This window comes from Rhodococcus sp. 15-649-2-2 (assembly GCF_002258645.1).
In the GTDB taxonomy this organism is placed as follows: domain Bacteria; phylum Actinomycetota; class Actinomycetes; order Mycobacteriales; family Mycobacteriaceae; genus Rhodococcoides.
The window spans coordinates 56733-69783 of record NZ_NPFM01000025.1 but is presented as its reverse complement, the minus strand read 5'-3'; the positions used below and the strand labels follow the sequence as shown (position 1 = coordinate 69783).

The 13051-nt window shown below is 65.0% G+C and carries 11 protein-coding genes; all 11 read right to left on the bottom strand.

From position 1 onward, the window contains the following. Positions 1 to 2: 2 nt before the first annotated feature. Positions 3 to 665, bottom strand: a complete 663-nt coding sequence (locus tag CH305_RS16485) for an L-threonylcarbamoyladenylate synthase (protein ID WP_057477881.1) — start codon at positions 663 to 665, stop codon at positions 3 to 5. A 55-nt stretch (positions 666 to 720) separates the two neighbouring features. Continuing rightward, positions 721 to 1605: a peptide chain release factor N(5)-glutamine methyltransferase gene (gene prmC, locus CH305_RS16480; RefSeq protein WP_094704272.1), complete on the bottom strand. Its 885-nt coding sequence runs from the start codon at positions 1603 to 1605 to the stop codon at positions 721 to 723. A 34-nt stretch (positions 1606 to 1639) separates the two neighbouring features. Further along, the gene (locus CH305_RS16475; protein WP_094704271.1) at positions 1640 to 2455 is read right to left on the bottom strand and encodes an SHOCT domain-containing protein; all 816 of its coding nucleotides are present in this window, start codon (positions 2453 to 2455) and stop codon (positions 1640 to 1642) included. A gap of 107 nt (positions 2456 to 2562) precedes the next feature. Further along, positions 2563 to 3639, bottom strand: a complete 1077-nt coding sequence (gene prfA, locus CH305_RS16470) for a peptide chain release factor 1 (protein WP_094704270.1) — start codon at positions 3637 to 3639, stop codon at positions 2563 to 2565. 97 nt (positions 3640 to 3736) lie between these two features. Further along, entirely contained in the window at positions 3737 to 3970 is a 234-nt protein-coding gene (rpmE, locus tag CH305_RS16465) for a 50S ribosomal protein L31 (RefSeq protein ID WP_008715081.1), read from the bottom strand. A gap of 198 nt (positions 3971 to 4168) precedes the next feature. Next, complete coding sequence (gene rho / locus CH305_RS16460; RefSeq protein WP_373454565.1) at positions 4169 to 6268, bottom strand: transcription termination factor Rho; 2100 nt, start codon at positions 6266 to 6268, stop codon at positions 4169 to 4171. A 371-nt stretch (positions 6269 to 6639) separates the two neighbouring features. Continuing rightward, positions 6640 to 7572, bottom strand: coding sequence for a homoserine kinase (gene thrB, locus CH305_RS16455; RefSeq protein ID WP_057477862.1), 933 nt, complete (start codon positions 7570 to 7572; stop codon positions 6640 to 6642). A 19-nt stretch (positions 7573 to 7591) separates the two neighbouring features. Continuing rightward, positions 7592 to 8659, bottom strand: a complete 1068-nt coding sequence (thrC, locus tag CH305_RS16450; protein ID WP_057477861.1) for a threonine synthase — start codon at positions 8657 to 8659, stop codon at positions 7592 to 7594. Continuing rightward, complete coding sequence (locus tag CH305_RS16445; RefSeq protein WP_094704269.1) at positions 8656 to 9957, bottom strand: homoserine dehydrogenase; 1302 nt, start codon at positions 9955 to 9957, stop codon at positions 8656 to 8658. Before CH305_RS16445 ends, thrC begins: the two co-directional genes overlap by 4 nt. Then, complete coding sequence (lysA, locus tag CH305_RS16440; RefSeq protein WP_057477859.1) at positions 9954 to 11375, bottom strand: diaminopimelate decarboxylase; 1422 nt, start codon at positions 11373 to 11375, stop codon at positions 9954 to 9956. The genes CH305_RS16445 and lysA overlap by 4 nt, the downstream gene beginning before the upstream one ends. Further along, positions 11372 to 13024: an arginine--tRNA ligase gene (argS, locus tag CH305_RS16435; protein ID WP_057477858.1), complete on the bottom strand. Its 1653-nt coding sequence runs from the start codon at positions 13022 to 13024 to the stop codon at positions 11372 to 11374. Before argS ends, lysA begins: the two co-directional genes overlap by 4 nt. Positions 13025 to 13051: the final 27 nt, after the last annotated feature.

Sequence of the window (13051 nt, the reverse complement as noted above, 5' to 3'; positions counted from 1 at the left end):
TGTCAGGACGCTCCCGGGACCAGGCTTTCGGCGGTGACACCGAGAACCTCGGCAATCTTTTCGGTGGGAATGGCACCGACCCGCAGAATTCGCGCGCGGTCGCTCGTCAGATCCACGATGGTCGACGCCACCGCATGATCTGCCGGTCCCCCGTCGAGATAGACCGCCGCCGACCCACCCAGCTGGTCCCGTGCCTCGGTCACCGTGGTGGCAGGCGGGCTTCCCGAGATATTGGCGCTGGACACCGCGAGCGGGCCGACCTCACGCAGCAACTCGAGCGCGACCGGATGCAGCGGCATACGCAACATGACCGTGCCCTGGGCATCACCCAGATCCCACGCCAGCGACGGCGCCTGCTGGACGACGATGCTCAACGCGCCGGGCCAGAACGCGCGAATCAGATCTCGGGTGCGTGGCCGGACACTCTGGACCAAGCCGTCGATGGTGTTCCACGAGCCGACGAGCACTGGCACGGGCATATCGCGTCCCCGCCCCTTGGCGCGCAGCAGATCTGTGACTGCGCTGCCGTCGAAGGCATCGGCGGCGATCCCGTACAGGGTGTCGGTGGGCATCACCACGAGTCGGCCGGACTTGAGGGCACCGCGGGCCGCGGTCAATCCCGCAGCGCGCGCATCGGCTTCACTGCAGTCGTAAACGGTACTCACGGTGCCCATCCTTCCACTTGCGGTAACGAAGTGGTGTCAGGTGCCGCTCCCGCCGTCAGGGCGAGGCGGGGTGCGCCCGTGTGGCGACGACGAACCTGGGCCGGCCTGCCAGGTCCGGATGCGCGATGACCTCGGTGAACACCCGTCTCCGGGACAGCAGTGCCGCCACCTCGTCACCGTTGGAGTCGTCGTGCTCGATCGCGACGCCGCCGCCGACTCGAAGCCAACGGGCGATGTTGCCGACCATCGGCTCGATCACCGACAGTCCGTCGGCACCGCCGAAAACAGCCATGTGCGGATCGTGATCGATCACTTCGGGATCGAGTTGTGACCCTTCCGGGACGTACGGCGGATTCGCGACGATCATGTCGACTGCGCCGTCGAGTTCGACCAACACATCACGTGCCGTGACGTCGCCGTGGTGCAGCGTGATCGGGGTATCGCCCTCACCGCTGCGCAGATCTGCGTTACGCCTCGCCCACGCCAAGGCGGACGGATCCAGCTCGACGGCATGCACGACGGCGTCCGGCCGAGCGTTGGCGATCGCGAGTGCCAGCGCACCCGAACCCGTGCAGAGGTCGAGAATCACGGGCGGATGGTGGTCCACATTTTCGAGGAACGCGAGGGCCCAGGCCAACAGCAGCTCGGTCTCCGGACGCGGCACGAAGACACCCGGACCCACTTCAACGTCGATGTTGCCCAGCGAGGTCTTACCCGTGATGTATTGCAGCGGAATACGTTTCGCGCGCTGCTCGATGGTCCGGAAGTACGCCTCGATCAGCTCGGGTTCGACGAGAGGAACAAGACCGAGACGGCCACGTTCCACACCGACGAGGTGCGCGGCAAGAAGTTCTGCATCGACACGTGGACTCGGCACGCCGGCCGCCTCGAGCATCGATGTTGCTTCGAGGATTGCTAGGCGTAGCGGCTTGCGGCTCACAGGTTCAGACTGCCACGACGCTCCGACAACTCACTCACACGCGTCCCAGTAGCTCCGACTTCTTGGCGAAGAACTCGTCGTCGGTGAGGAACCCCTTCGCGTGCAATCCGGCGAGGGCCTCGATCGCAGCGGTGATCTCGGAGATGTCGACACCGACCTGGTTCCCCCCGACCCCGGACTGGTTCGAGACCTGCGGAACCGAAGACTGCTGCGACGAGGACTGTTGCGGGTAGGCCTGCGATGCGGACTGGTTCCGCGAGTTCGTTCCGCTCGGTTGCTGGTCCACCCGAGGCAGACTCCCTGCACTGAACGTGCCGTACTGGCTGGTGAACTCCAGCGACCCCGGTCCACCGCCCTGCTGTTGCTGTACTCCCCCGATGGAGTGGTCCAGCGTGTCGTACACAGCCAATTCGCCGCCCACGAGCACCGCGAGTCTCCGAGAACCCGGGAACACCGCGTACTGCGACCCGTTCTGGCCGCCGCTCGAACTCGGCGAACCCAGATCCGATGGCCACCACGAACCGGACCCGAACGAGTTACCACCGAACGACCCACCCGCAGCCTCCCGCGGCGGATACACCTGATGCTGCGACAGCACCGCAGACAGATCACGGCACAAACCGTCGACCCGGCTCTTGAGCCCGTGATCGAACATATTGCCCACCATGGTCATTCCGCCGCGCATCCACTGTCCGCTGCCACCGAGCTCGGGAATGTCGAACTGCGCCATTGTGCCGCGGCCGTTGTTGACGGCGTCGAGCATGGTGCGGACCGCGTCGGTCGAGATGCCGTAGCGCGACGACAGCTCGGTGACGGCGTTCTCGCCTGCGGGTGTCAAGGCCTGGTTCATTCTGCTGTGCCTCTCGGGGCGCTCGTGCGGGGTCGAACCTGGAGAACAAGCGTATCGCACCGAGCGATGGACCGGCCGATCGAAATCTGAAAAGCTCTGCGCCCCAACTACTCTGCTTGCATCCGAGCGTCGCGGTCCGCTTTGGCGAGCGCGTCGAGCAACGCATCCATTTCGCCGTCGAGCAGGGCATCGAGGTTGTGCGCCTTGAAGCCGATGCGGTGATCGGTGATGCGGTTCTCGGGATAGTTGTAGGTTCTGATCCGCTCCGAGCGGTCGACGGTACGCACCTGGCTGGCCCGGCCGGCCGAAGCCTCTTCGTTGGCTGCTTCCTCTGCGGCCGCCTGGAGGCGAGCTGCCAGAACCTGCATCGCGCGCGCCTTGTTCTGCAGCTGCGAGCGCTCGTTCTGGCAGGTCACCACGATGCCCGTGGGAAGGTGGGTGAGCCGAACCGCGGAGTCGGTGGTGTTGACTCCCTGGCCGCCCTTGCCGGACGAGCGGTAGACGTCGATACGCAAATCGGTTTCGTCGATCTGAACTTCTTCGACCTCATCGGGTTCGGGATAGACCAGAATCCCGGCCGCGGAAGTATGCACGCGTCCTTGAGATTCGGTGACCGGCACCCGCTGCACCCGGTGCACGCCACCCTCGAACTTCAGTCGCGCCCACACGCCGTCGAGTGGGTCCTTGGTCTTGATCGACAGGGTCGCGTCCTTGTACCCACCCAGGTCGGAGACGTTGGCGTCGAGCACCTCGACCCGCCAGCCACGGCGTTCTGCGTAGCGCACGTACATCCGCGCGAGATCGGCCGCGAAGAGCGCCGATTCCTCGCCGCCCTCACCTGACTTGACCTCCATCACGATGTCGTCGCCGTCGTGCGGGTCTCGTGGTGCGAGCAGGTCGGTGAGGGTCTGCTCGAGGTGCAGCACGGTGGCCTCGAGATCGGGGATCTCGGCCGCGAACGACGAATCGTCGGCAGCGAGTTCACGTGCGGCTTCGAGGTCGTCCTGCGCGGCGGTCAACTTGGTGTGCGCGGACATGATCGGAGCCAATTCGGCGAATCTTTTGCCTGCCCTGCGCGCCGCGGACGGGTCGTTGTGCAGCGCTGGGTCAGCGAGTTGCTGCTCGAGCCCGGAGTGTTCGGCAAGGATGTCGTCGATGGCCGAAGGCTTCACTGTTCTCGCCATGGGGATGACTCACTCTCGAACGCGGGTGCAACTGGGTGTGGACACAAAAAAGCCGACGCCCGTCCTGTTGATCACAGGACGGGCGTCGGCGGAACAGCTAGCTGTCTGCGTCGGCCTTCTTGCCGGCGCGCTTGCCGTAGCGAGCCTCGAAGCGTGCGACGCGGCCGCCGGTGTCGAGAATCTTCTGCTTGCCGGTGTAGAAGGGGTGGCACTGCGAGCAGACCTCGACGCTGATGCGCTCTTTGTCGGTCGTGCTTCGGGTCTCGAAAGTATTTCCGCAACCACAGACGACTGTCGTCAGTGTGTAGTCGGGGTGAATTCCTGCCTTCATGGTGTCCTTACCGTTCTTTGTAATGGTCGCCGGGTCGCCTTCGCCGATCGAAGACGTGAACCGGAACCGGACTCGGCCGTTGATTATGCCAGAGCGTGCATCCGCCCTGCTAATCGTCGGTACTTCTGTGCCGACAGATGCTTACAACGCACGCACCTGCCGGCTTGTTCCCCGGTGAAAGATCCGGGGAACAACCGGTCAGTCGTTGTTGCCGCCGGGAGCTGTCTTCGAGACTTCCATCAGGAACTCGAGGTTGTTCTTGCTCTTCTTCAGGCGGTCGACCAGCAGGTCGATGGCCTGGTGCGAGTCGAGTCCGGACAACACGCGGCGCAGCTTGTGTACCACTGCCGCCTCGTCGGGAGCCAGAAGCAGTTCGTCGTGGCGGGTGCTGGACGGGTTGATGTCGACCGCCGGGAACACGCGTCGCTCCGCGATCTTGCGATCCAGTTTGAGCTCGGCGTTACCGGTGCCCTTGAACTCCTCGAAGATCACGGTGTCGCCGGTGGATCCGGTCTCGACCATGGCCGTGGCGATGATCGTCAGCGATCCACCGTGCTCGATGTTGCGAGCCGCACCGAGGAACCGCTTCGGCGGATACAGCGCGGTCGAGTCGACACCACCGGACAGGATTCGTCCCGAAGCCGGTGAGCTGTTGTTGTACGCACGTCCCAGACGGGTGATCGAGTCGAGCAGAACCACCACGTCCTGTCCGGCTTCGACCAGGCGCTTGGCCCGCTCGATCGCCAACTCGGCAACCGCGGTGTGATCGCCCGGCGGCCGGTCGAACGTCGAGGCGATGACCTCGCCCTTGACGCTGCGCTGCATGTCCGTCACTTCTTCGGGACGCTCGTCGACGAGGATGACCATCAAGTAGCACTCGGGATTGTTGATGGCGATCGCGTTGGCGATGGCCTGCAGAACGCTGGTCTTACCGGCCTTCGGCGGGCTCACGATGAGCGCACGCTGGCCCTTGCCGATCGGCATCACCAGGTCGATGATGCGCGTGGTGAGGATGTTCTGCTGGGTCTCGAGACGCAGACGCTGGTTGGGATACAGCGGGGTGAGTTTGCCGAATTCCGGACGCTTGCGGGCAGCCTCGACCTCTCCCCCGTTGACGGTGTCCAGTCGCACGAGCGGGTTGAACTTCTGCCGCTGGCTCGACTGCTCACCTTCGCGTGCCACTCGGACTGCGCCGGTGACGGCATCGCCGCGACGAAGACCGTTCTTGCGAACGAGGTTCATCGACACGTAGACGTCGTTCGGTCCGGCCAGGTAGCCCGAGGTACGGACGAACGCGTAGTTGTCGAGAACGTCCAGGATGCCGGCTACCGGCTGGAGTACGTCGTCCTCACGGATCTCGGTGTCGCGCTCGCGTCCTCCGCCGCCGCCGTCGTTGCCCTCGCCACGGTCGCGTCCACGACGCCGCTCACGGAACCGACGACCCCGACGACCCCTGCCTTCGCCCTCGTCGTCCTGATTGTTGTCGCGGTTGTCGCGAGGACCGTTGTTCCGCTCCTCGTTGCGACCATCGTTGCGGTTGTCGTTGCGACCATCGCCCTGATTGCGGTTGCGACCGTTGCGATCGGACTGATTGCGACCACCGTTGTCGCGGTTGGCATTGTCCCGATCACCTTGGTTGCGATCGCCCTGGTTGCGATCGCCCTGGTTGCGGTCGTTCTGGTTACGGTTGCCGTTCTCGCGGGTGGCGGTGTCGCGGTCGCCCTGATTACGGCTTGCGTTGTCACGAGCCGCGTTGTCGCGGTTGCCGTCGGCGTCCCGCTGTTCCCGGTCGGATCCGTCCTGGCGGTTCCGCTCGCCGCGACTGCGTCGCGGCCGGTCGGAGGCGGCGTTGTCGCCCTCGTCCTGCTTTTCACTCGACGCGGTGTCCGCGGAGGAAGCAGTTGTAGCGGTCTCGGATTCAGCCGAGTTGTCGCCGCCGTCGAGCGGGAGCTGATCGGGTGCACCTGCGCGGCGACCTGCTGCTCGACGGCCACGTGCGCGGCGACCGGTTTCCGGGGCCGCGTCTGCGGCATCGCCCGACTGCGTCGACGAGGCGTCGGACGTCGGCACTTCGAGTGCCGGTGCTGCGGCAGGTTCATCTTCGACGGCGGGTGTCGACGCAGCGGCGCGACGCGTCTTGGGCGCGTCGGACTTCGGGACGTCGGACTTGGCCGACTTCGCCGAGGCAGCACCCGATTGACGCTCGGAAATGGCTGCGATCAGGTCGCCCTTGCGCATGCCGGAGATGCTCTTGATGCCGAGTTCGCCAGCGAGGCTGCGTAGCTCGGTGAGAACCATTCCGGACAGGCCTGCACGTCGACGTGACGTTTCGGGCGCAGAGATAAGTTCCGTATCGGTCACGGAGGTCCTTTCCTTCCCTCGCTCGCTCGATGCGCAGCCGAGGGTTCGTTCCGCAGTTCGACGTTCTGCCGAACTCGGATATTGCCGTTCATGTTCGACGCACTCCGTCGACGACACCATCGATCCGAGACCGCAGGGAACCACGGGGAGGATCGAGTCAGGAGCGTCACATCACTCGGATTTTTGACTCCCCCGAATACAGCGACCTGATTGCCCTGACGAAACCGGCGTCTGAAGCGCACGATGTACGGACAGGGTTCACCATAGCGTCGTTGTCCTCGCTCGGCAAGAACCCTATTCGGTGTCGGTCATTCGACCGTGACTCCGTCGGCCACCTCGAGGTCGAGAACTCGCCACCCCTCGGCCGACGCAGCGTCACGCAGATCGGCCGGGAACTCTTCGGTGCACAGGGCCATGACGGTAGGGCCTGCGCCGGACACTACTGCGGCGATCGAGCGGGCGCGCAAGGTCGCGATCCAGCGTGTGGTGTCGGGTAGCGCCTGGGCCCGCTGGCCCTGATGCAGCAGATCCTCCGTCGCAGACATCAGCAGATCCGGACGGCGAGTGAGCGCCACCACCGCGAGAGCGCTCCGGCTCACGTTGAAGGCCGCATCGCGGTGGGGCACCAACTCGGGCAACAGACCCCGCGTGTGCGAGGTGGACGAACGCTCCGACGGCACGAGCACGACGACCCTGATGCTCGGATGGACGTCGAGGCGGACGGCCGCGTACTTTCGCGCCGTCACACTGGCATTGGGCGGTTCGCTCCACGACACGACTGCTCCGCCGAGGCAGCTCGCCGACGCATTGTCGGGATGCCCCTCGAATTCCGAGGACAACTGAACGAGCTGACCCTCCGACAATGCACTGGACGGATCGACTTTCGCAGCGAGCGCGTTGGCCGCTGCGAGGCCCCCGACCACAGCCGACGCCGACGAACCGAGACCCCTGGAATGAGGAATTGCGTTGCGGCAGTGGACATCCAAACCGTCCGCCCATACTCCGGCAGCTTCGAGCCCGCGCTCGATGGCGCGCACCACCAGATGCGTCGGACCCCACGGGACATCCGCCGAGCCCTCGCCGTCGACATGAATCCTCAGCCCCGACGCAGTGGTCGTGACCTCGATTTCATCGTAGAGCCCCAGAGCGATTCCGAGACTGTCGAATCCGGGCCCGATGTTGGCACTGGACGCCGGAACGCGTGCGGTGACCGTGAGCCCGATCGGTAGTGTCGTCGTCATAGCCGGAGATTCCGTCAACTCAGGCCAGCTCGAGCGCAGCCGCCACAGCGACGGGATCGACCGAAATCGGTTCTACGACAGGCATACCCGCCAACGCGGTGTCGGGATCCTTGAGGCCGTTACCGGTCACTGTGCAGACGACGGTCAGGCCCGGCTCGAGCCAGCCTTCCTTGCGAGCCGCCAACAATCCGGCAACGCTGGCCGCGGAGGCCGGTTCGACGAACACGCCCTCGGTTTTCGCGATCAATCGGTACGCCTCGAGGATCTCCTCGTCGGTAGCCGCGCGGAATGCTCCGTTCGATTCTTCCTTGGCGTTGACGGCACCGTTCCAGGATGCGGGTGACCCGATCCGGATTGCGGTGGCGATCGTCTCCGGGTCCTTCACCGGCGCACCGTGAACCAACGGTGCGGCGCCCGCGGCCTGGACTCCGAGCATCCGCGGCTTGCGCGTGGTGAGACCGTCACGGAAGTACTCCGAGTAACCGCGCCAGTACGCGGTGATGTTGCCTGCGTTGCCGACCGGCAGCGCGTGAATGTCCGGCGCGTCTCCCAGGGCGTCGCAGATTTCGAAGGCTGCGGTCTTCTGGCCTTCGATGCGGACGGGATTGACGGAGTTGACCAGACCGATGGTCGGGAACTCGGCCGTGGTCTTGCGGGCCAGTTCGAGGCAATCGTCGAAGTTGCCCTGCACCTGAATGATTTTCGCGCCGTGCATGACTGCCTGAGCAAGCTTGCCCATGGCGATCTTGCCCTGCGGAACAAGTACGGCGCAGCTCATTCCGGCCTTGGCCGCGTAGGCGGCTGCGGAGGCCGAGGTGTTGCCGGTCGAGGCGCAGAGGACGGCTTCTTGGCCCCGGGCGAGCGCGTCGGTGACGGCCATGGTCATTCCGCGGTCCTTGAAGGAACCGGTGGGATTGAGCCCTTCGACCTTGAGATGCACTGTGCAGCCGGTCAATTCGGACAGATGCCCGGCGGGCAGCAGCGGAGTTCCGCCCTCGCGCAGCGTGACGGTCTTCCAGTCCGGTCCGATCGCCAGACGCGAGCGGTATGCCTCGATCAGACCGGGCCAGGGGGTGTGGACGCTCATACGGTGGTGCCTTCCAATCGGAGAACGCTGGCGACGTGGACGACCACGTCGAGCTGTTCGAGCGATGCAACGGTTTCGGACAGAGCGGAGTCGGCCGCGAGGTGGGTGACGACGACGAGCCTGGCTCCGTCACCCGAGCCCTGCTGACGCACGGTGGAGATGCTGACGTCCCGCTTGGAGAACTCGGCCGCAACGGTGGCCAGGACACCGGGCTTGTCCGCTACCTGCATGCTGACGTAGTAACGAGTGAGGATGTCACCCATCGGGGCCACCTTGAGCTTGGCGTACTTGGATTCGAGCGGGCCCCGTCCCCCGTAGAACTTGTTGCGCGCGGCCATCACCAGATCGCCCAACACTGCGGACGCGGTGGGAGCACCACCTGCGCCCTGCCCGTAGAACATCAGGCGGCCGGCCGCCTCGGCTTCGACGACCACGGCGTTGAACGCACCGTTCACCGATGCCAGCGGGTGCTCGAGCGGAACGAGCGCCGGGTAGACCCGAGCAGAAATTCGTTCTTTACCCTTGGCCGTCACGATGCGCTCGCAGATGGCCAACAACTTGATGGTGCAGTCCAGTGACTTCGCGGTTTCGAGGTCGTCCGAGGTGATCTTGCTGATGCCTTCGCGGTAAACGTCACCTGCGGTGACGCGCGTGTGAAAGGCGATCGAGGCAAGAATTGCCGCCTTGGACGCCGCGTCGTAGCCTTCGACATCGGCGGTCGGGTCGGCTTCGGCGTAGCCCAGACGTCCTGCCTCTGCCAGGGTTTCGGCGTAGTCCGCTCCCGTCTCGTCCATGGCGGAGAGAATGAAGTTGGTGGTGCCGTTGACGATGCCGGCAACCTTGTTCACTCGATCGCCCGCGAGGGACTGCATCAGTGGACGAACGACCGGAATAGCTCCGGCCACGGCCGCCTCGAAGTACAGATCGGCACGCGACTTCTCGGCAGCGTCCGCAAGTTCACCGGTGTACTCGGCCAGGAGGGCCTTGTTCGCGGTGATGACGGACTTGCCCTTCTCGAGCGCGGAGAGCACGAGCTTGCGGGGAATATCGATGCCGCCGAGCACCTCGACGACGATGTCGACGTCGTCCCGGCCGACAAGCTCGGCCGGATCGTCGGTCAGCAGCTCGGCCGGCACTCCACGATCGCCGTCGATCCGACGCACTGCGATGCCCCGAATCTCCAGTGGCGCACCGATTCTCGCCTCGAAATCCTCGGCGTTCTCGGTGAGGATTCGAACGACCTCGCTGCCGACGTTTCCGAGTCCGAGTACGGCGACGCCTATCGGCTTCGATGTCATGGCTGAACCTCCAAGCTGAGCAGATCTTCGATGGTTTCCCGCCGTAGGACCAGGCGCGCTCGCCCGTCCTTGACTGCGACCACTGCGGGCCGCGTCAGCAGGTTGTAGCGACTGGACATGGAGTAGCAGTAGGCACCGGTGGCCGCTACAGCGAGCAGGTCACCCGGCCCGACGTCCGCCGGCATCCATGTGTTCTTGATGACGATATCGCCGCTCTCGCAATGCTTTCCGACCACTCGCGCCAGAACGGCGGGAGCCTCGCTGGACCGCGAGACCAATCGGCAGTCGTACTCGGCCTGGTAGAGCGAGGTGCGAATGTTGTCGCTCATTCCGCCGTCGACGCTGATGTAGCGTCTGCGCGTTGCCTTGTCGACGGTGACATCCTTGATGGTGCCCACCTCGTACAGCGTGACGGTGCCCGGTCCGGCGATGGCACGACCGGGTTCGACGGCGATCGTCGGAACCGGCAAGCCCACCGCAGCAGATTCGGTCTCCACGATGGCGGTCAACTTGGCCGCGAGCTGCTCCACCGGCGGCGGGTCGTCACTGGCAACGTACGAAATGCCCATGCCACCACCGAGATCCAGCGTCGAGATCTGTGCGGTTTTCTCGACACCGAATTCCGAGACGATGTCTCGGAGCAGGCCGATGACCTTGTGTGCTGCCAACTCGAAGCCGTCGACCTCGAAGATCTGCGATCCGATATGGCTGTGCAGTCCCACGAGGCGAAGGTTGTCGGCAGCGAACACGCGGCGGACCGCGTCGAGTGCCGAACCGTCGGCGAGCGAGAAGCCGAACTTCTGATCCTCGTGCGCGGTCGCAATGAACTCGTGCGTGTGCGCTTCCACACCGACGGTGATGCGAATCAGAACGTCCTGCACCACTCCGGCCGCGCCGGCCACGGCGTCGAGACGGTCGATCTCGATGTTGGAGTCGAGAACCACATGCTCGACGCCCGCGCGCACGCCCGCCTCGAGTTCGGCGACCGATTTGTTGTTGCCGTGCATGGCAATTCGATCCGCCGGAAACCCTGCGGCCAACGCGATAGCAAGCTCGCCACCGGAACAGATGTCGAGCGAGAGCCCTTCGTCGGCAACCCAGCGCGCGATCTCGCCGCACAGAAATGCCTTGGAGGCGTAGTGCACTCGCTCGGGCGCTCCGAAGGCGGCTGCCATTTCGCGGCAACGCGAACGGAAATCATCCTCGTCGATGACGAACAGCGGAGTCCCGTACTGCTCCGCGAGTTCGGTGACCGATACTCCAGCGAGACGAACCGTTCCGTCGTCACCGCGCTCGGCATTACGGGGCCACACCTGATCGGGCAGCGCGGTCATCTCGGACGCGTTCACCGGGCGCTGGGACGTCGACTGTTTCGCGGGTGCGTCGGCATGCTTCGGTCCGGCCGGATGCGCGCTCACATGCGCTCCGGTGCGCTGACCCCGAGCAGTTCGAGGCCGTTGGCCAGGACCTGCCGGGTCGCGTTCCCCAACGCCAGTCGTGCGGTGTTCACAGGTCCGGGCTCCTCGTCTCCTTGTGGAAGTACTCGACACGCACCGTAGAAACGGTGATAAGCACCCGCCAACTCTTCGAGGTAGCGGGCAATCCGGTGTGGCTCACGCAGTTCGGCGGCACTGGCCACCACGCGCGGGTACTCGCCGATCGTCCTGATCAGCTCGCCTTCCTGCTCATGGGTGAGCAGGCTCAGATCCGGTTGATCCGCAACGATTCCCAGTTCGGCGGCATTGCGCGCGAGCGAGGCCAGCCGGGCGTGGGCGTACTGGACGTAGTACACGGGGTTTTCGTTGCTCGCACTCGCCCAGAGGGCCAGATCGATGTCGATGCTGGAGTCGACGGACGACCGAATCATGACGTACCGGGAGGCGTCGACGCCGATGGCGTCCACCAGGTCGTCGAGCGTGATGACGGTTCCGGCGCGCTTGCTCATCTTCACGGCAACACCGTCGCGCACGAGATTGACCATCTGGCCGATCAGTACCTCGACGGTCGCCGGGTCATCGCCGAACGCAGCGGCGGCCGCTTTGAGCCGTCCGATGTAGCCGTGGTGATCCGCTCCGAGCATGTAAATGCACAGGTCGAAGCCACGTTGACGCTTGTTCTGGAAGTACGCGATGTCGCCGGCGATGTAGGCGGCGTTGCCGTCGCTCTTGATGACGACGCGGTCCTTGTCGTCGCCGTACTCGGTGGACCGCAGCCACCAGGCCCCGTCCTCCTCGTAGAGGCTCCCCGAGCCCTTGAGGTAGTCGACCGACTTCTCGACGGCACCGGACTCGAAGAGTGAGTTCTCGTGGAAGTAGACGTCGAAATCGACACCGAACTCGTGCAGGTTCGCCTTGATGCGGTCGAACATCAGCTCGGTGCCGATGGAGCGGAACGTCTCTTCCTGTGCCTCGGGGGCCAGTGCGAGCGCATCCGGTTCCTTCGCCAGCACCCGCTCGGCGATCTCGGCGATGTACTCGCCGGCATACCCGTTCTCCGGGGCGGGTTCCCCCTTGGCCGCGGCGATCAACGAGCGGCTGAAGCGGTCGATCTGAGCGCCGTGATCGTTGAAGTAGTACTCGCGAGTGACCTCGGCACCGTGCGCGGTGAGGATGCGGCCCAATGCGTCGCCGACGGCTGCCCAACGGGTGCCGCCGAGGTGCACCGGCCCGGTGGGGTTGGCAGAAACGAACTCGAGGTTGACCTTCTTGCCCGACATCGAGGATCCGTTACCGAACTCGGCTCCGGCGGACAGCACGCGGGCGACGATCTCGCCCTGCGCTGCAGCGGCCAGCCTGATGTTCAGAAATCCCGGGCCTGCAACGTCGGCGCTGTCGATCGCCGCGTCGGCTGCGAGAGCTTCGGCTAGCCAGCCTGCGAAGTCGCGCGGATTGGCACCGGCCTTCTTCGCGACCTGCAGAGCCACGTTGGTCGCGTAATCGCCGTGCTCGGGGTTGCGAGGACGCTCGACGGTCAGCTTCGCAGGTAGAACGGATGCGTCCAGGCCGCGGTCGGCGAGCACCTTCGCGGCGGTCGCGTGGAGCAGTTCGGCAAGATCGGCGGGAGTCACAGGTAGCTATCCTATTGGCTGGTGCGC

What these genes read in the sequence shown, in the direction of transcription:
- CH305_RS16445 (WP_094704269.1), bottom strand. Translation starts at nt 9,957, where the DNA reads ATGACATCGAAGCCGATAGGCGTCGCCGTACTCGGACTCGGAAACGTC.
- rho (WP_373454565.1), bottom strand. Translation starts at nt 6,268, where the DNA reads ATGGTTCTCACCGAGCTACGCAGCCTCGCTGGCGAACTCGGCATCAAG.
- CH305_RS16475 (WP_094704271.1), bottom strand. Translation starts at nt 2,455, where the DNA reads ATGAACCAGGCCTTGACACCCGCAGGCGAGAACGCCGTCACCGAGCTG.
- prfA (WP_094704270.1), bottom strand. Translation starts at nt 3,639, where the DNA reads ATGGCGAGAACAGTGAAGCCTTCGGCCATCGACGACATCCTTGCCGAA.
- thrC (WP_057477861.1), bottom strand. Translation starts at nt 8,659, where the DNA reads ATGAGCGTCCACACCCCCTGGCCCGGTCTGATCGAGGCATACCGCTCG.
- thrB (WP_057477862.1), bottom strand. Translation starts at nt 7,572, where the DNA reads ATGACGACGACACTACCGATCGGGCTCACGGTCACCGCACGCGTTCCG.
- rpmE (WP_008715081.1), bottom strand. Translation starts at nt 3,970, where the DNA reads ATGAAGGCAGGAATTCACCCCGACTACACACTGACGACAGTCGTCTGT.